The 16,071-nt window shown below is 70.4% G+C and carries 13 protein-coding genes; 12 read left to right on the plus strand and 1 reads right to left on the minus strand.

Features of this window, described 5'->3' with window-relative positions; genetic code table 11:
* Positions 1 to 48: 48 nt before the first annotated feature.
* From pth to CIK71_RS14640, 11 genes are all read left to right on the plus strand, one after another.
* On the plus strand, positions 49 to 663 hold the full coding sequence (gene pth / locus CIK71_RS14590; protein WP_096166399.1) for an aminoacyl-tRNA hydrolase: 615 nt from the start codon (positions 49 to 51) through the stop codon (positions 661 to 663).
* Positions 660 to 4,271 (plus strand): transcription-repair coupling factor, encoded by a 3,612-nt coding sequence (gene mfd, locus CIK71_RS14595; RefSeq protein ID WP_096166400.1) that lies wholly within the window; start codon positions 660 to 662, stop codon positions 4,269 to 4,271. Before pth ends, mfd begins: the two co-directional genes overlap by 4 nt.
* Before the next feature lie 10 nt (positions 4,272 to 4,281).
* Positions 4,282 to 5,136, plus strand: coding sequence for a MazG nucleotide pyrophosphohydrolase domain-containing protein (locus tag CIK71_RS14600; RefSeq protein ID WP_245857613.1), 855 nt, complete (start codon positions 4,282 to 4,284; stop codon positions 5,134 to 5,136).
* Between the two features lie 216 nt (positions 5,137 to 5,352).
* Positions 5,353 to 6,636 (plus strand): phosphopyruvate hydratase, encoded by a 1,284-nt coding sequence (gene eno, locus CIK71_RS14605; RefSeq protein ID WP_096166401.1) that lies wholly within the window; start codon positions 5,353 to 5,355, stop codon positions 6,634 to 6,636.
* Positions 6,637 to 6,686: 50 nt separating this feature from the next.
* Entirely contained in the window at positions 6,687 to 7,385 is a 699-nt protein-coding gene (locus CIK71_RS17790; RefSeq protein WP_176485661.1) for an FtsB family cell division protein, read from the plus strand.
* A complete protein-coding gene (locus tag CIK71_RS14615; protein ID WP_096166402.1) occupies positions 7,382 to 7,969 on the plus strand; it encodes a DUF501 domain-containing protein in 588 nt (195 codons plus the stop codon). Before CIK71_RS17790 ends, CIK71_RS14615 begins: the two co-directional genes overlap by 4 nt.
* Positions 7,966 to 8,922 carry a Ppx/GppA phosphatase family protein gene (locus CIK71_RS14620; RefSeq protein ID WP_096166403.1) on the plus strand — a complete coding sequence of 319 codons (957 nt, stop codon included), beginning with the start codon at positions 7,966 to 7,968 and terminating at the stop codon, positions 8,920 to 8,922. The genes CIK71_RS14615 and CIK71_RS14620 overlap by 4 nt, the downstream gene beginning before the upstream one ends.
* A 121-nt stretch (positions 8,923 to 9,043) precedes the next feature.
* Positions 9,044 to 10,417, plus strand: coding sequence for an NAD(P)/FAD-dependent oxidoreductase (locus CIK71_RS14625; RefSeq protein WP_096166404.1), 1,374 nt, complete (start codon positions 9,044 to 9,046; stop codon positions 10,415 to 10,417).
* A gap of 242 nt (positions 10,418 to 10,659) precedes the next feature.
* On the plus strand, positions 10,660 to 11,457 hold the full coding sequence (gene nagB, locus CIK71_RS14630) for a glucosamine-6-phosphate deaminase (protein ID WP_096166405.1): 798 nt from the start codon (positions 10,660 to 10,662) through the stop codon (positions 11,455 to 11,457).
* A gap of 52 nt (positions 11,458 to 11,509) precedes the next feature.
* On the plus strand, positions 11,510 to 13,012 hold the full coding sequence (locus tag CIK71_RS14635) for an NCS2 family permease (protein WP_096166406.1): 1,503 nt from the start codon (positions 11,510 to 11,512) through the stop codon (positions 13,010 to 13,012).
* Complete coding sequence (locus CIK71_RS14640) at positions 13,009 to 13,509, plus strand: MarR family winged helix-turn-helix transcriptional regulator (RefSeq protein WP_096166407.1); 501 nt, start codon at positions 13,009 to 13,011, stop codon at positions 13,507 to 13,509. The genes CIK71_RS14635 and CIK71_RS14640 overlap by 4 nt, the downstream gene beginning before the upstream one ends.
* A 176-nt stretch (positions 13,510 to 13,685) precedes the next feature.
* Here CIK71_RS14640 and serC read toward each other — a convergent pair whose 3' ends face one another.
* Positions 13,686 to 14,843 carry a phosphoserine transaminase gene (gene serC / locus CIK71_RS14645; protein ID WP_096166408.1) on the minus strand — a complete coding sequence of 386 codons (1,158 nt, stop codon included), beginning with the start codon at positions 14,841 to 14,843 and terminating at the stop codon, positions 13,686 to 13,688.
* A gap of 131 nt (positions 14,844 to 14,974) precedes the next feature.
* On the opposite strand from serC, the gene CIK71_RS14650 reads away from it, so the two are divergent.
* On the plus strand, positions 14,975 to 15,673 hold the full coding sequence (locus tag CIK71_RS14650) for a demethylmenaquinone methyltransferase (protein ID WP_096166409.1): 699 nt from the start codon (positions 14,975 to 14,977) through the stop codon (positions 15,671 to 15,673).
* Positions 15,674 to 16,071 lie beyond the last annotated feature (398 nt).

A 16,071-nucleotide genomic window follows, 5' to 3' on the forward strand; every position in this document is an offset into this window, starting at 1 on the left:
AGGAGCGAGTCCCGGATCCGGCGTCGACGCTGCAGCGAGGAGCAGGCCATGACCGTGAGCGATCGCCGCGCCGGACCGTACCTGGTGGTGGGGCTGGGCAATCCCGGGGCGAAGTACGCCGCGACCCGGCACAACATCGGTCAGATGGTGCTGGACCACATCGCCGGTGCCGCGGGCGGCCGCTTCGCCGCAGCGCGCCGCGCGCAGGCTGTGGTGCTGGAGGGCCGCCTGGGCACTCCCGGCTCCGATGCGCGTGTCATCCTCGCCAAGACGACCACCTACATGAATGTCTCCGGCGGCCCGGTGAAGGCGCTCGCGGCCTACTACGACGTCCCTCCGGAGCGGGTGGTCGCGGTCCATGACGAGGTCGACATCCCGTTCGACGCCGTACGGCTCAAGCTCGGCGGCGGCGAGGGCGGCCACAACGGCCTGCGCGACCTCACCAGGGCCCTGGGCACCAAGGACTACCTGCGGGTGCGGGTCGGCGTCGGCCGTCCGGTCGGAGGCCGGGACACGGCCGACCATGTGCTCGCCCCGTTCAGCACCACCGAGCGCAGGTCGCTGGACCTGCTGATCTCGGACGCAGCAGATGCTGTCGAGTCCGTGGTCCTCGAGGGACTCACCGCGGCCCAGCAGCGATTCCACTCCCGAGAGGCACGATGACCACCACCTCCGCCACCGCCCCGACGCAGACCCCGCTGCACCCCCTCCTCCCGCTGCTGGACCAGCTGGCCGCTGGTCGGGATCTGACCGCCCTGCGCACTCTCGTCCAGGACGGCGAGAGCTCCGGCGAGGACGGCAGCATCGTCGCGCCCACCGGTCTGTTCCCCTTCGCCGTCGCCGACCTCGCGCGAGAGGCGAGCGCCGAGCGCCCGCTGATCGTGGTCACCCCCACCACCAGGGCGCTCGAGGACCTGCGGGCGGCGCTGTCCGCCCTGATCGGCACCGACCACGTCGCCGAGCTTCCCGCCTGGGAGACGCTGCCGCACGAGCGGCTGTCCCCGCGCGCTGACACGGTGGCCAAGCGCCTGGCCACCCTGCGTCGCATCGCGCACCCGGAGACGGAGACGCCCGTCCACGTGCTGCTGATGCCCGTGCGCTCGCTGCTCCAGCCGATCGCGAAGGGTCTGGGCGATCTGCGCCCGCTGCGCGCGGACGTGGGGGACACCTACCCCCTCGACGAGATCGTGCGCGACCTCGTCGACGCCGCCTACGTGCGGGTGGACATGGTCGAGAAGCGCGGGGAGTTCGCCGTGCGCGGAGGCATCCTCGACGTCTTCCCGCCCACCGAGCCGCATCCGCTGCGCGTGGATCTCTTCGGGGACGAGATCGACGAGGTGCGGTACTTCTCGATCGCCGATCAGCGCTCGCTGGACCCGGCGCCGGGAGGGCTCGACGCCCCGCCCTGCCGCGAGATCCTGCTGACCCCCGAGGTGCGCGATCGCGCCCGGGCGATGGCCGAGGAGCTCCCCGGCGCCCGTGACCTGCTGCTGCGCATCGCGAACGGGATCGCGGCCGACGGCATGGAGTCCCTCAGCCCCGTGCTGGTCGACGGCATGGAGCAGGTCGCCGACGTCCTCCCCGAGAACGCCCGCTTCCTCGTCCTGGATCCCGAGAAGACCCGCTCGCGCGCGGAGGAGCTGGTCGCGACCACCGAGGAGTTCCTCGCCGCGGCCTGGTCCAGCGCCGCTGCCGGGGGAGGCCTGCCGATCGACGTGGGCGATGCGAGCTTCGTCCCGCTCTCGGAGGCCAAGGGCCACGCCCGCGAGGGCGGCCGCGCCTGGTTCACCCTGGCCCCCTTCGGCCTCGACCCCGATCTCGATCTCACCTCCACCTCCCACACCCACCCCGGGTACTCCGGCAAGCCCGGCGACGCGGCGAAGGATCTCGAGCGCCGACGGCAGGACGGGTGGAGCGTCGTCGCCACGATGGTGGGCCCCGGAGGTGCCCGGCACGTGACGGAGAACCTCCGCGCGGAGGGCATGCCGGCGGTGTTCTCCCACGATCTCGAGGGCCATGTCGCGCCCGGCGAGGCCGTCGTGACCGTCGGCCCGTTCCCCGACGGGCTCATCGTCGATGACCTGCGCCTGATCCTCGCCTCGGAGCGGGACCTCACCGGCAAGTCCGGAGCGCGTCGCGCCGAGGATCGCAAGATGCCCTCGCGGCGGCGCAACGTCGTCGATCCGCTGCAGCTGCGTCCCGGCGACCACGTCGTCCATGCCCATCACGGGGTGGGCCGATTCGTGGAGATGACCAGCCGCACCGTGGGCACCGGGGCGAAGCGCACCACGCGCGAGTACCTGGTCATCGAGTACGCGGCCTCGAAGAAAGGTCAGCCCGGCGACCGGCTGTACGTCCCCAGCGATCAGCTGGACCAGGTCACGAAGTACGTGGGCGGCGAGGAGCCCAGCGTCAACCGCATGGGCGGCTCGGACTGGGCCAAGACCAAGTCCCGCGCCCGCAAGGCGATCCGGGAGATCGCCGACGAGCTGGTGCGCCTGTACTCGGCTCGGCAGTCCGCCCCCGGCCATGCCTTCGGGCCGGACACGCCGTGGCAGCGTGAGCTCGAGGACGCCTTCGAGTTCGTCGAGACCCCCGATCAGCTGGTCACCATCGAGGACGTCAAGTCCGACATGCAGAAGACCGTCCCGATGGACCGTCTGATCCTCGGTGACGTCGGCTACGGCAAGACGGAGATCGCGGTGCGAGCGGCGTTCAAGGCCGTCCAGGACGGCAAGCAGGTCGCCCTGCTGGCTCCGACCACGCTGCTCGCTCAGCAGCATCTGGACACCTTCGCCGAGCGGTACACGGGCTTCCCCGTCACCGTGCGCGGCCTCTCGCGCTTCCAGAGCGCAGCGGATTCGCAGCAGACCATCGAGGGCGTCGCCGACGGCAGCGTCGACATCGTCATCGGGACCCACCGTCTGCTCACCGGGCAGGTGCGGTTCAAGGACCTGGGCCTGCTGATCATCGACGAGGAGCAGCGCTTCGGCGTCGAGCACAAGGAGACCCTCAAGGCGCTGCGCACCGACGTGGACGTGCTGGCGATGTCCGCCACCCCGATCCCGCGCACGCTCGAGATGGCCGTCACCGGGATCCGCGAGATGTCGATCCTGGCCACCCCGCCCGAGGAGCGCCATCCCGTCCTGACCTACGTCGGCGCCCAGGAGGACAAGCAGGTCGCCGCCGCGATCCGTCGCGAACTCCTGCGCGAGGGCCAGGTCTTCTATATCCACAACCGCGTCGAGGACATCGACCGGGTCGCCGCGCACCTGCGCGAGCTGGTGCCCGATGCCCGAGTGCAGGTCGCCCACGGCAAGATGAACGAGACCCAGCTCGAGCGGGTCATCATCGACTTCTGGGAGCGCGACTTCGACGTGCTGGTGTGCACCACGATCGTCGAGACCGGTCTGGACATCGCCAACGCGAACACCCTGATCGTGGAGAACGCCGACAAGTTCGGCCTCTCCCAGCTGCACCAGCTGCGCGGACGCGTGGGCCGCTCGAGCGAGCGCGCCTACTCGTACTTCCTCTACAACGGGTCCAAGCCGCTCACGGAGACCGCGCACGATCGCCTCACCACGCTCGCGACCAACACGGATCTCGGTGCCGGCATGCAGGTGGCGATGAAGGATCTCGAGATCCGCGGCGCCGGCAACCTGCTCGGCGGCGAGCAGTCCGGGCACATCGCCGGGGTCGGCTTCGACCTGTACGTGAGGATGGTGGGGGAGGCCGTGGCGGCGTTCCGCGGTGAATCCTCCGCTCCCGAGAAGGAGATCCGGGTCGAGCTCCCGCTGGATGCGCACGTCCCGCACGACTACATCGGCTCCGAGCGGCTCCGCCTGGAGGCCTACTCGAAGCTGTCCGCGGTGCGGGAGATGTCCGAGATCGAGCAGATCCGCGCCGAGCTCACCGACCGCTACGGCACGCCGCCGGCGCCCGTGGAGGTGCTCCTGGACGTCGCGCGCTTCCGGATCGATGCCCGCAGCGCCGGGATCGACGAGGTGCAGGCACAGGGCAAGATGATCCGCTTCGCCCACCTCGACGTCCCGGATTCCGCCGCGATGCGCATGAAGCGCCTCTACCCGGGCACGATGCTGAAGCCCGCCACCCGCCAGGTGCTCGTGCCCCGGCCCATGACCTCACGGTTCGGGGGCACGGAGCTGCGTGACCACGAGCTGCTGGAATGGGCGCGCGAGGTGATGCGCACGCTGATCCCCTCGGCGGCCGACTCGATCTCCCGGCCGACGGTGCAGGGCGAGGCGAAGTAGCCTCGCTCCCGTGACCGATCCGCAGCAGCCTCCCGCGACCGCTCCCGACGATGCGGCGCGTGCAGTCCATGGCACGCGTCCCGCTCACGCCGCCGATGCAGCAGGTGCCGCAGGTGCCGCGGGTGCCGCAGGCGCCGGGGAGCCCCCCGCGCCGCGCGGGAGCGCCCTGCTGCGTGCGGTCGAGGTGATGGAGGCGCTCCGGGCCGCCGACGGGGACGCGTGGACCCATCAGCAGAGCCACGCCTCGTTGGCCCGGTACCTGCTCGAGGAGACCTACGAGGTCCTCGAGGTGATCGACGATCCCGGGGCCCATGGACCGCAGGCGCTGCGCGACGAGCTCGGCGACCTCCTGTTCCAGATCCTCTTCCATGCTCGCGTGGGGGAGGAGGCCGATCCGGCGTGGGACATCGACGATGTGGCGCGCGCATTCACGGCGAAGATGGAGCGGCGCAATCCCCATATCTTCGGCGAGCGGCGGGACCGCGCCCTCGAGGACCGCGGGGACGTCGGGCAGATCGTCGCTCAGTGGCACGCCGTGAAGGCCGCCGAGCGCGAGGCGGCCGGAGCGATCGCCGCCCAGGGCCCGGTCTGGTTCGAGGGCATCCCCGTGGACCTGCCCTCGCTGCAGACTGCGGCGAAGGTCGTGCACCGTGCCCGCTCCGAGGGCCGGCTCGACGAGCTCCTCGCCGCCGCTGACGAGGCCGCAGCCGCGGCCGACGGCCTCGACTGGGGCGCCGACCTGGGCCGTGACCTGCTCGATCTCGCGGTGCGTGCCGAGGCGCGGGACGACGATCCCGAGACCGCTCTGCGTGCCCTGCTCGCCCGCACCCGCAGCATGATCGAGGCCGGTCCCGACTCGCACTGACGTCCCTGGCACCCGTCGGACGCCCCCGGACACCGCACCCGCGAGGAACCAGGGAGAGCGCTAGGGAGAGCGCTTGGAAGAGCGCCAGGGAGAGTGCCGGGGAGAGCAGCAGGTCGGGCGTCGGCGGCGTTCCGGCCCAGAACCGCCTAGGATGGTCGGCGGACGGTCAGCGCCGACCGGACGTGACCGAACTTCTCCTGAAGGAAGGAACAGCCCATGGCAGCTCTGATCGATGCCGTTCACGCCCGCGAGATCCTCGATTCCCGCGGCAACCCCACCGTCGAGGTGGAGGTCCTCCTCTCCGACGACACCGTGGCTCGCGCCGCAGTGCCCTCCGGCGCCTCCACCGGCGCCTTCGAGGCCGTCGAGCGTCGCGATGGCGACTCGTCCCGTTACCTCGGCAAGGGTGTCGAAGAGGCCGTCTCCGCGGTCATCACCGACATTCAGCCCAAGATCCTGGGCATGGACGTCCAGGAGCAGCGCGCGATCGACCAGGTCATGCTCGAGGCCGATGGCACCACGAACAAGGGCGCGATCGGCGCGAACGCCATCCTCGGCGTCTCCCTCGCCGTGGCCCGTGCCGCCGCGGATTCGGCCGGCGTGCCGCTGTACCAGTACGTGGGCGGCCCGAACGCCCACATCCTGCCCGTCCCGATGATGAACATCCTCAACGGCGGGTCCCACGCGGACTCCAACGTCGACATCCAGGAGTTCATGATCGCGCCGATCGGTGCGGAGACCTTCAGCGAGGCGCTGCGCGTCGGCGCCGAGGTCTACCACGCGCTGAAGTCCGTGCTCAAGGAGCGCGGACTGGCCACCGGACTCGGCGACGAGGGCGGCTTCGCCCCGAACCTCGAGTCCAACCGCGCCGCGCTCGACCTGATCGTGGAGGCCATCGGCAAGGCGGGCTACGAGGCCGGAAAGGACGTGGCCCTCGCGCTCGACGTCGCCGCCTCCGAGTTCTTCGAGGACGGCTCGTACCTCTTCGAGGGCGAGAAGAAGACCTCGACCGAGCTGATCGACTACTACGCCGAGCTCGTGGACGCCTACCCGCTGGTCTCCATCGAGGACCCGCTGGACGAGGACGACTGGGAGGGCTGGAACGCCATGACCGAGCGCGTCGGCGCCCGGGTCCAGCTCGTCGGCGACGACCTGTTCGTGACCAACCCGGAGCGTCTGGGCCGCGGCATCGCCGAGGGCTCCGCGAACGCGCTGCTGGTGAAGGTCAACCAGATCGGCACGCTCTCCGAGACCCTCGACGCCGTGGACCTCGCGCACCGCGCGGGCTTCAAGGCGATGATGTCCCACCGCTCCGGTGAGACCGAGGACACCACCATCGCCGACCTCGCCGTGGCCACGAACTGCGGTCAGATCAAGTCGGGCGCTCCCGCCCGCGGCGAGCGAGTGGCGAAGTACAACCAGCTGCTGCGCATCGAGGAGGAGCTGGACGACGCCGCGCGCTACGCCGGCGCCTCCGCGTTCCCGCGCTTCTCCGCCTGAGAGCTCACAAGAGTTCGGGAGAGTCCAGCAGGACGTTGTAGCCTCTCAGCATGAGCAGCAGACGACCGGGTGCCCCGCGATCAGCGAGGCGCCCGGTCGCTGCGTCCGGGGCCCGTCGCCCCGGAGCACGACCGGCCGCAGGACCGGGAGCCCGGTCCGCCTCCGCCTCCTCGCGCCACGGCACCAAGAACGCCGCGGGCTCGCGTGGTCGAGGCCCGGCGTCGGCCTCCCGGCCCCGCAGCACGGCGCCGCGCGGCCCCGAGCAGGACGGCCCCGGCGTGACCATCACCCGGCGCACCCTGGCCCTGGTGGCACTGGTGGTGATCGCCCTCGCCGCGCTCGTTCCCACCGTGAACTCCTATGTGGCCCAGCGCCAGCAGCTCTCCGAGCTCCAGACCCAGGTCGGGAACCAGGAGAAGGACGTGGAGACCCTGCGCGAGCAGGTCGCCCGCTGGGAGGATCCCGCGTTCGTCGCCACCCGCGCCCGCGAGCGGCTGCTGTTCGCGATGCCGGGGGAGACCCAGTACCGGCTCACCGACACCTCCGGGCACGACGTCCCGCAGACCGAGGCCGAGCAGGCCGCGGAGCAGGCCCAGGAGGGCGAGTGGTTCTCGACGCTCTGGAAGAGCGTCGAGGGTTCCAGCAGATTGACCCCCGAGGACATCCCCGACGAGACCGGCTCGACCGACGACGACGTCTCCGACGAGGATCCCGCCGACGATTCGACCGATCAGGACGCCGACCAGTGACTGCACTCCCGCCCCTTCCCTACGAGACTCCCGCGACAGAGCACGATCTCGAGGTGATGAGGGGTCAGCTGGGCCGGGACATGCGCGGGGTGGTCTCGATCGCCCGACGCTGCGGCTGCGGCCGCCCGGCCGTGGTGCGCACGTCCCCGCGGCTCGAGGACGGCACTCCGTTCCCCACCTCGCTCTACCTCACGCTGCCCTGGCTCACGCTGGACATCTCCCGCATCGAGGCCACCGGCACGATGGCCGACCTGACCGAGCGGCTCGCCGCCGACGAGGAGCTGGCCGCCGGATACCAGCGGGCGCACGAGCGCTATCTCGCCCGGCGGGCCGAGATCGGTGACGCCGAGGAGGTCCGCCACGTGAGCGCCGGCGGGATGCCCACCCGCGTGAAGTGCCTGCACGCCGTGGCCGGGCAGGCCCTCGCCGAGGGGCCTGGCATCAACCCGGTGGCCGACGAGGTCCTCGCGACGATCGACGGAGTGCTTCCGGAGCTGGTGTGCCGGTGCGATGCGGACGTCGACGGGACCGCAGAGCTGCACGCAACGACGCAGGAGACGGCAGGAACGGGGGAGGGCCGATGAGCGCGCCCGTCGCAGCGATCGACTGCGGGACGAATTCGATCCGACTGCTGATCGTCCGTCAGGACGAGAGCACCGGCGAGGTCGTCGAGCTCGAGCGACGCCTGGAGATGGTGCGCCTGGGACTCGGGGTGGACCGCACCGGACGCTTCGACCCGGTCGCGATCGAGCGCACCCTGGAGGCCGCACGCGGCTACCGGCGCCTGATCGATCAGCACGGCGTGGCACCCGGCGCGGTGCGCTTCGTGGCGACGTCCGCGACGCGCGACGCCTCGAACCGCGACGAGTTCATCGAGGGGATCCGCGAGATCCTCGGCGTCACGCCGGAGGTGATCAGCGGCGCGGAGGAAGCTGCGCTCTCCTTCCTGGGAGCGGTCAGCACCCTCCCGGACCTGCCCGACGAGGGAGCGCGGCTGGTGGTGGACATCGGCGGCGGCTCGACCGAGCTGGTGCTCGGCACCACCACTCCGACCCACCGCATCAGCCTCGACATGGGCTCGGTCCGGCTGACCGAGCGCCACCTGGTCAGCGATCCGCCGTCGGCCGAGCAGATCGCGTCCGCGACTGCGGACATCGACGAGCTCCTGGATCTCGCCGCCGCCGAGGTCCCCCTGGACCGGGCGACCGTGCTCATCGGTGTCGCCGGGACCGTGACGACCGTCACTGCCGTCGCCCAGGGCCACGAGGAATACCGACCCGACCTCACACACGGGGCGGCCCTCGCCGTCGAGGACGTCACCCGCCTCTGTCACGAGCTGCTGGGCATGACCCGCGAGCAGCGTTCCGCGCACCGCATCATCCACCCCGGGCGCATCGACGTGATCGGCGCGGGTGCTCTGATCTGGGCGCGGATCGTCCAGCGGGTCTCTGCGGCGGCCGGCATCACCCGGACCCGCACCAGCGAGCACGACATCCTCGACGGGATCGCGCGGGACCTGCTGGACCACCGGTCCTGATCCCGGGCCGCCGCCTCCCCGGAGCAGAGCCCGCCGGGACCGTCGCAGAAGTGTCCACGGAGCGCGTCCACGGAGCGCGTCGTTTTTGTCAGCAGGGCTCCTCGGTTCTAGGCTGTGGTCCATGAACACCACTTTCGGCGGTAAGCCCCATGTCCTGATCCTCGGCGGCGGTTCCGTCGGCCTGACGACTGCGTCCGATCTGCGCAAGACGCTCGGCACGGAGGTTGCGATCACGGTCGTCGACCCGCGCCCGTACATGACCTACGCGCCCTTCCTCCCCGAGGTCGGCGCGGGCAGCATCGATCCTCGCAACGTCCTCGCGCCCCTGCGCAAGGTGCTCGCGGGCGCCAAGGTCGTCACCGGTGCTGTCTCGCAGATCCGCAGCGCGGAGAACACCGTCGTGGTGACCATCGAGGAGGACGTGCAGCTCGAGATCTCCTACGACTACCTCGTCGTCGGTCTCGGCTCCGTCCCGCGCCTGCTGCCCATCCCGGGCCTCGCGGAGAACGCGATCGGCTTCAAGCAGGTCGAGGAGGCGATCACCGTTCGCGATCGCATCCTCGCGAACCTCGCCGAGGCCGCCTCCACCAAGGATCCGAAGATCCGCAAGCGTCTGCTCACCTTCACGTTCATCGGCGGCGGCTTCGCCGGTGGCGAGGCGATCGCAGAGACCGAGGACATGGTGCGCGATGCACTGCGCTACTACCCCGATCTGCACGCGTCGGACATCCGCTTCGTGCTCATCGACGCGGCGCCCTTCGTGTTCCCCGAGCTCACCGAGGACCAGCGCGCGTACGTGCTGAACCAGCTGCGCGAGCGCGGCATCGAGGTCAAGCTCGAGACCTTCCTCAACTCGGCCGAGGACGGTCTCATCAAGACCAGCGACGGCGACGAGTTCGAGACCGGTCTGCTGGTCTGGAACGCCGGCGTGAAGCCCAACCCGGTGCTCTCCGACGACGAGTCCTCCGATCTGCCGGTCATCACCGAGCGCGGCCCCATGATGGGCAAGCTCGAGGCGCTGGCCGATCTGCGGGTCAACGGCGCCGACGGCCCGCTCGAGAACGTCTTCGTCGGTGGCGACTGCGCCGCCGTCCCGGACCTGGCGTCCGGCGAGGGCAAGTTCTGCCCGCCCAATGCCCAGCACGCCGTGCGGCAGGGCAAGCGCGTCGCCGACAACATCGCCCGTTCTGTGCAGGGCCGGCCGCTGGTGGACTACTACCACAAGAACCTCGGTGTCATGGCGACCCTGGGCATGTACAAGGGCGTCGGCCGCCTCAACGTGGCCGACAAGGAGCTCGACATCCGCGGGCTCCCGGCCTGGGCGATGGCGCGCGCCTACCACGTCTACGCGATGCCGACGCTGGGCCGGAAGGCCGCCGTCATCGCCGGGTGGGCGAGCAACCTGATCTCGCGTCGGGACATCGTGGGCATCCCGCAGTCCTCGACCCCTCGCGCAGCGTTCGAGTACGCCGCGAACTCCGGCAAGAAGAAGTGATCCGGTCGGGAGGCGCGGACTGATCGCCTCCTCCCGCCCGCAGGCACCACGAAGCACCGTCACGCGAGGCGTGGCGGTGCTTCGTCGTGGCAGTGCTTCGTCATGCGGTGCTCGTGGCCGACGCGGGCGCGCTCATCGCGAATGACCGAGTATGATCGTTTCTGGCATTGAACGAGCAGGGTCGACCATCCGCAGGCGGAAACATCTCGTGTGGAGGGATACGGCCGGAAGGGCAGGACCGCATGGAGATCCATATCGTCGCCGACGCCTCCGAGGGCGCGAAGGCGGTCGCTGACGCCATCGAGAGCACCCTGCGCGGGGCCGCGGGGTCCGGCGCCGCGCTCGGCCTGGCCACCGGCTCCTCGCCGGTCCCGGCGTACACGGAGCTGATCCGTCGCCATCGTGAGGAGGGGCTCTCCTTCGCCGGCAGCCGGGCCTTCCTGCTCGATGAGTACGTGGGCCTGGCCGCCGGGCACGAGCAGAGCTACCACCGATTCATCCGCGAGAACTTCACGTCGCACATCGACATCGACGACGCCGCCGTCGTCTCGCCGGACGGCAGCGCCGAGGACCCCGCGGCCGAGGCCGCGGCCTATGACGAGAAGATCCGCGAGGCCGGCGGCGTGGATCTGCAGATCCTCGGCATCGGCTCCAACGGCCACATCGCCTTCAACGAGCCCGGCAGCTCGCTCGCCTCCCGCACGCATGTCGTGGGCCTGACCCAGGGGACCATCCAGGACAACGCCCGTTTCTTCGGTGACGTCTCCGAGGTGCCCGTGCGCGCGCTGAGCCAGGGCCTGGGCACGATCAGGGATGCCCGGCGCATCGTGCTCACGGCGTCCGGGGAGGGCAAGGCCGCGGCGGTCGCGCAGCTCGTCGAGGGAGCGATCAGCGCCCGCTGGCCGGCCACCAGCCTCCAGCTGCACCCGGAGGTCCTCGTCGTGATCGATGAGGCGGCCGCCTCACAGCTGGAGCTCAGCGACTACTACCGGTTCCAGCACTCGCTCGCGGCACAGAACCCGGTCGTACCTCACAGCTGACGAGAGGAGGAGGGAGAGGCCGCGCCGCGACCGGGCGGATACGATCATTCCCATGCAGAAGGCAGACTCCTCCTCGTCTCCGTCCCCCGTCGCGCCAGCGGCGCCCCGCAACGGTCTCGACCGCTTCTTCAAGATCTCCGAACGTGGCTCGAGCGTGGCCCGCGAGATCCGTGGTGGCCTGGTCACGTTCTTCTCGATGTGCTACATCGTGGTGCTGAACCCGCTGATCATCGGCACCGTGCCAGACTCGACGGGCAAGTTCCTCGGAGGAGGGGACGAGCCCAACCTCGCCGCGGTCGCTGCGGGCACCGCCCTGATCGCCGGGCTGCTCAGCATCTTCATGGGCACATGGGCGAAGTTCCCGCTCGCCCTGGCGACCGGACTGGGGCTGAACGCCTACGTGGCCTACTCGGTGGTGCCGCTGCCCGGCATGACCTGGGGCGGGGCCATGGGTCTGGTGCTCCTCGAGGGCGTCGTCATCCTCGGGCTCGTGCTCACCGGTTTCCGCAAAGCCGTCTTCAGCGCCGTGCCCCCGTTCCTCAAGACCGCGATCGCCGTCGGCATCGGCCTGTTCATCGCGTTCCTGGGCCTGTTCAACGCGAAGTTCGTGACCACCGCGTCGGGCACCCCGGTGCAGCTGGGCAACGACGGCTCGCTCACCGGCTGGCCGACGCTGGTGTTCGTGGTGGGCCTGCTGCTGATGTTCGTGCTGTGGGTGCGCAAGGTACCCGGCTCGATCCTCCTGGCCATCGTCGTGGCGACCGTGCTCGCGATCGTCCTCGAGCGGGTCCTGCACCTGGGCGGATTCTCCCCGGCCGATGAGTCCGGTGCCGGTGGCAATCCGGGCGGCTGGGCGATGAACGTCCCCGCTCTCACCGAGTTCCCGATCAAGGCCCCTGACTTCGCCACGCTGTTCACCGTCGACCCGATCGGCGGCGTGACCGCAGCCGGTGGCATCGGCGCGATCGTCATCGTCTTCTCCCTGCTGCTGGCGGACTTCTTCGACACCATGGGCACGATGGTCGCCGTGGCGTCCGGTGCCGACCTCGTCGACGAGGACGGTGAGATCGAGGGCTCCCAGAAGATCCTCGTGGTCGACTCGATCGCGGCGATCGCCGGCGGTGTCGGCGGCGTCTCCTCGAACACCAGCTTCGTCGAATCGACCTCGGGAGTCGCCGAGGGAGCGCGCACCGGTCTCGCCTCCGTGGTCGTGGGCATCGCCTTCCTCGCGACCACCTTCCTTTCCCCGCTCGTGGCGCTCGTGCCCTACGAGGCCGCCACGCCCGCACTGGTGATGGTCGGCTTCCTCATGATGACCCAGGTGACGGACATCGACTTCACCGATGTCGAGGTCGCGATCCCGGCGTTCCTCACGATCATCCTGATGCCCTTCGCGTACTCCATCACCGTGGGCATGGGAGCAGGGTTCCTCATGTACGTGCTCATCCGGGTGGTGCGCGGCAAGGCCCGCCAGGTGCACTGGCTGATGTACGTGATCGCTGCCCTCTTCATCGCCTACTTCCTGCGGGGCGCGATCGAGGGACTCCTGCTGTGAGCCCCGGGAGGCGGGAGGACCCGGCCGACGCAGCGCCGCCTCCGAGCGCTGCCGAGGAGACGGCGCAGGAGGAGGTCGCCGAGCTCGCGGCCGATCTGCGCCGGGTCCTGCTGGTCTCCTCACGGGTCCTGCGTGCGCGCACGGCATCCGACGACGTCTCCGCCTCCCAGTACTCCGTGCTCGCCTATCTGCAGCGCTCGGGTCCGTCGACGCCCGGCACCCTGGCGGACTTCGAACACGTCAGTCCACCGGTGATGACACGACTCCTGGGGCGGCTCCAAGCAGCCGGCTTCGTGGACCGCGTGGCGCATCCGGGCGACGGCCGGCAGGTGCAGGTGACCCTCACGACGATCGGCGAGGAGGTCGTGGTGCGCGGCCGTGCCGAGCGCGATGCCTGGCTCCGCTCCCGGATCGAAGCGGCCGGACCTGCCCAGCAGGAATCGTTGCGGGCAGCGACCGAACTGCTGCGCGACACCCTCTTCTCGTCACCGGACTGAGCACACCCTCAGGCCCGCCGGTGCTGTCCCGGTCGAGCGGACCACCGGTGCACCGACCGACCGCCGGCTGCCTGCACGAGGGCCGGACCACCGCGGAGGTGGTCCGGCCCTCGTGCTCGTGCCCTTCGCCCGCAGGCCGCACTGCATGTACTGCATGCACTGCGGTCAGGAGGAGGTCAGGCGCTCTGGTCCAGCAGGTGATCCAGGACGGCGATCAGCGCGGCCACGTCCTCCTCGCCCACGGCGGGGAAGGTCGCGATGCGCAGCTGGTTGCGGCCCAGCTTGCGGTACGGCTCCACGTCCACGACGCCGTGCTGTCGCAGCACTGTCGTGAGGGCCGTCGCGTCGATCTCGTCGTCGACGTCCAGGGTGGTCACGACCTGCGAGCGCGCACCGGGGTCGGTGACGAACGGCGTGACCTCGTCGCGGCGGGCGGCCCAGTCCTGCAGCATGCCGCTGGTGGTGCGGGTGCGGGAGTCCGCCCACGTCAGGCCGCCCTGCTCCAGCATCCACTCGATCTGCTCAGCCATCAGCACGAGGGTCGCGACGGCCGGGGTGTTGAGAGTCTGGTCCTTGCGCGAGTTGTCGATCGCGCTGGTGAGGGAGAGGAACGAGGGGATCCACCGCGAAGTGTCGGCGGCGAGGCGCTCGGCACGCTCGATCGCGGCGGGGGAGAGGATGCTCAGCCACAGCCCGCCGTCGGAGGCGAATGCCTTCTGCGGGGCGAAATAGTACGCGTCGGTCTGGGTGATGTCGACCATCGCGCCGCCGGCGGCCGAGGTGGCGTCGACCAGCACGAGCTGATCGGGCCGGGCGCCCTCGGGGCGCTGCACGGGGACCATCACACCCGTCGAGGTCTCGTTGTGCGGCCACGCGTAGGCATCGACGTCGTCCCGGGCGACAGGCACCGGGAGCGCGCCGGGCGTCGCGGCGACGACTTCCGGCTCCCGGAGGTGCGGAGCGGCGGTGAGCTCGGTGGCGAACTTCTGCGAGAACTCCCCGAGCACCAGGTTCTGAGCGCGCTGCTCGACCAGGCCGCAGGCGGCGACGCCCCAGAAGGCCGTGGAACCGCCGTTGCCGAGAACGACCTCGTAGCCCTCGGGCAGCGAGAAGAGTTCGCGCAGCCCGGCACGGATGCGGCCGACGTACTGCTTGACGGGCGCCTGCCGGTGCGACGTCCCCATGACCGTGCGGGAGACCGAGCTCAGGGCTTCCATCTGAGCGTCGCGGATGCGGGACGGACCGGAACCGAAGCGACCGTCCCCGGGAAGCATCTCCTGGGGTATCGACAGGCCGCGGATCGTATCGGCTCGAGCGGTGCGGGCATCGGACATCGGTAACTCCTCGTGATGCGTGGACCGGTGCCGACGGCGAATCCGCCGGCCCCGCCTCATATCCTGCCAGGGGAGCGGCCGTCCCTCGAGAACGGTCCGTCGTGGGACGGTGCACATGGCAGGATCGGAGCATGACCCGAGCAGATCTCGACAAGCAGCCGTACGACGTCGCCGGGATGTTCGACAGCATCGCGACGCGCTACGACCTCGTCAACGACGTCGCCGCACTGGGCCAGGTACGACTGTGGCGGAGCGCCATGGTCGACGCGCTCGACATCCAGCCGGGGGACGAGGTCCTCGATCTCGCCGCCGGCACCGGGACCTCGTCGACGGCGATCGCGCGGGCGGGTGCTCGGGTGGTCGCCGCGGACTTCTCCCTGGGGATGATGACCGAGGGCAGACGCCGCGGGGCGCCGGTGCCGTTCATCGGAGCGGACGCCCAGAGCCTGCCCTTCGCTGACGGCTCCTTCGACGCAGCCGTCATCTCCTTCGGACTGCGCAACGTGCAGACCCCGGAGCGAGCGCTGGCCGAGATGGTCCGTGCGGTCCGGCCCGGAGGGCGGGTCGTGGTCTGCGAGTTCTCCACTCCCACATCGCGCGTCGGGCGCAAGGCGTACGAGAAGTACCTGCTGCGCGCGCTCCCGGCCATGGCACGACGGGTGGTCCCGAGCGCAGAGGCCTACGACTACCTTGCGGAGTCGATCCTCGAATGGCCGGACCAGGAGACCCTGCGCCGCCGTATGGAGGCCATCGGACTGGCGCGGACCCAGTTCCAAAACCTCACCGGGGGGATCGTCGCCCTCCACCGAGGAGTCGTGCCCCCGCGCTGAGCGGGCGCGGTGGGACGCCGCCGAGCAGCAAGCGCGCCGGCACGGACGCCCTGGACGGCGACGGTGGCCCGAGATGAGCTCCTGACCAGGGTGTTCGTCCAGGTGGCCCGGTGTGTGGCGCAGGACACCGCCGGAAGGGCCGTTCCAGCTTGACGCCGCCACTGGATCTGCGTAATGTTCTTCCTTGTGCCCGGGAGAACGGGAACGAGGAGCGGCCGAGAGGCTGTCCCGAGATTCCACTCCTGACCAGGCACGGAGGATCTCTCCGGAGATCGGCGAGGCGCGGATCACTTCCCTCCGAGTTGACATGGAGAACCGGAACCCCTAAGTTATAAGGGTTGCCCCGGAGCAAAGAGCCTGATGGCTCGGAGTTCTGAGTGCGCGTGTTGTTTGATATC

Source organism: Brachybacterium alimentarium, assembly GCF_002332425.1.
In the GTDB taxonomy this organism is placed as follows: Bacteria; Actinomycetota; Actinomycetes; order Actinomycetales; family Dermabacteraceae; genus Brachybacterium; species Brachybacterium alimentarium.

What these genes read in the sequence shown, in the direction of transcription:
- pth (WP_096166399.1), top strand. Translation starts at nt 49, where the DNA reads ATGACCGTGAGCGATCGCCGCGCCGGACCGTACCTGGTGGTGGGGCTG.
- mfd (WP_096166400.1), top strand. Translation starts at nt 660, where the DNA reads ATGACCACCACCTCCGCCACCGCCCCGACGCAGACCCCGCTGCACCCC.
- eno (WP_096166401.1), top strand. Translation starts at nt 5,353, where the DNA reads ATGGCAGCTCTGATCGATGCCGTTCACGCCCGCGAGATCCTCGATTCC.
- CIK71_RS17790 (WP_176485661.1), top strand. Translation starts at nt 6,687, where the DNA reads ATGAGCAGCAGACGACCGGGTGCCCCGCGATCAGCGAGGCGCCCGGTC.
- CIK71_RS14620 (WP_096166403.1), top strand. Translation starts at nt 7,966, where the DNA reads ATGAGCGCGCCCGTCGCAGCGATCGACTGCGGGACGAATTCGATCCGA.
- CIK71_RS14625 (WP_096166404.1), top strand. Translation starts at nt 9,044, where the DNA reads ATGAACACCACTTTCGGCGGTAAGCCCCATGTCCTGATCCTCGGCGGC.
- nagB (WP_096166405.1), top strand. Translation starts at nt 10,660, where the DNA reads ATGGAGATCCATATCGTCGCCGACGCCTCCGAGGGCGCGAAGGCGGTC.
- CIK71_RS14635 (WP_096166406.1), top strand. Translation starts at nt 11,510, where the DNA reads ATGCAGAAGGCAGACTCCTCCTCGTCTCCGTCCCCCGTCGCGCCAGCG.
- serC (WP_096166408.1), bottom strand. Translation starts at nt 14,843, where the DNA reads ATGTCCGATGCCCGCACCGCTCGAGCCGATACGATCCGCGGCCTGTCG.
- CIK71_RS14650 (WP_096166409.1), top strand. Translation starts at nt 14,975, where the DNA reads ATGACCCGAGCAGATCTCGACAAGCAGCCGTACGACGTCGCCGGGATG.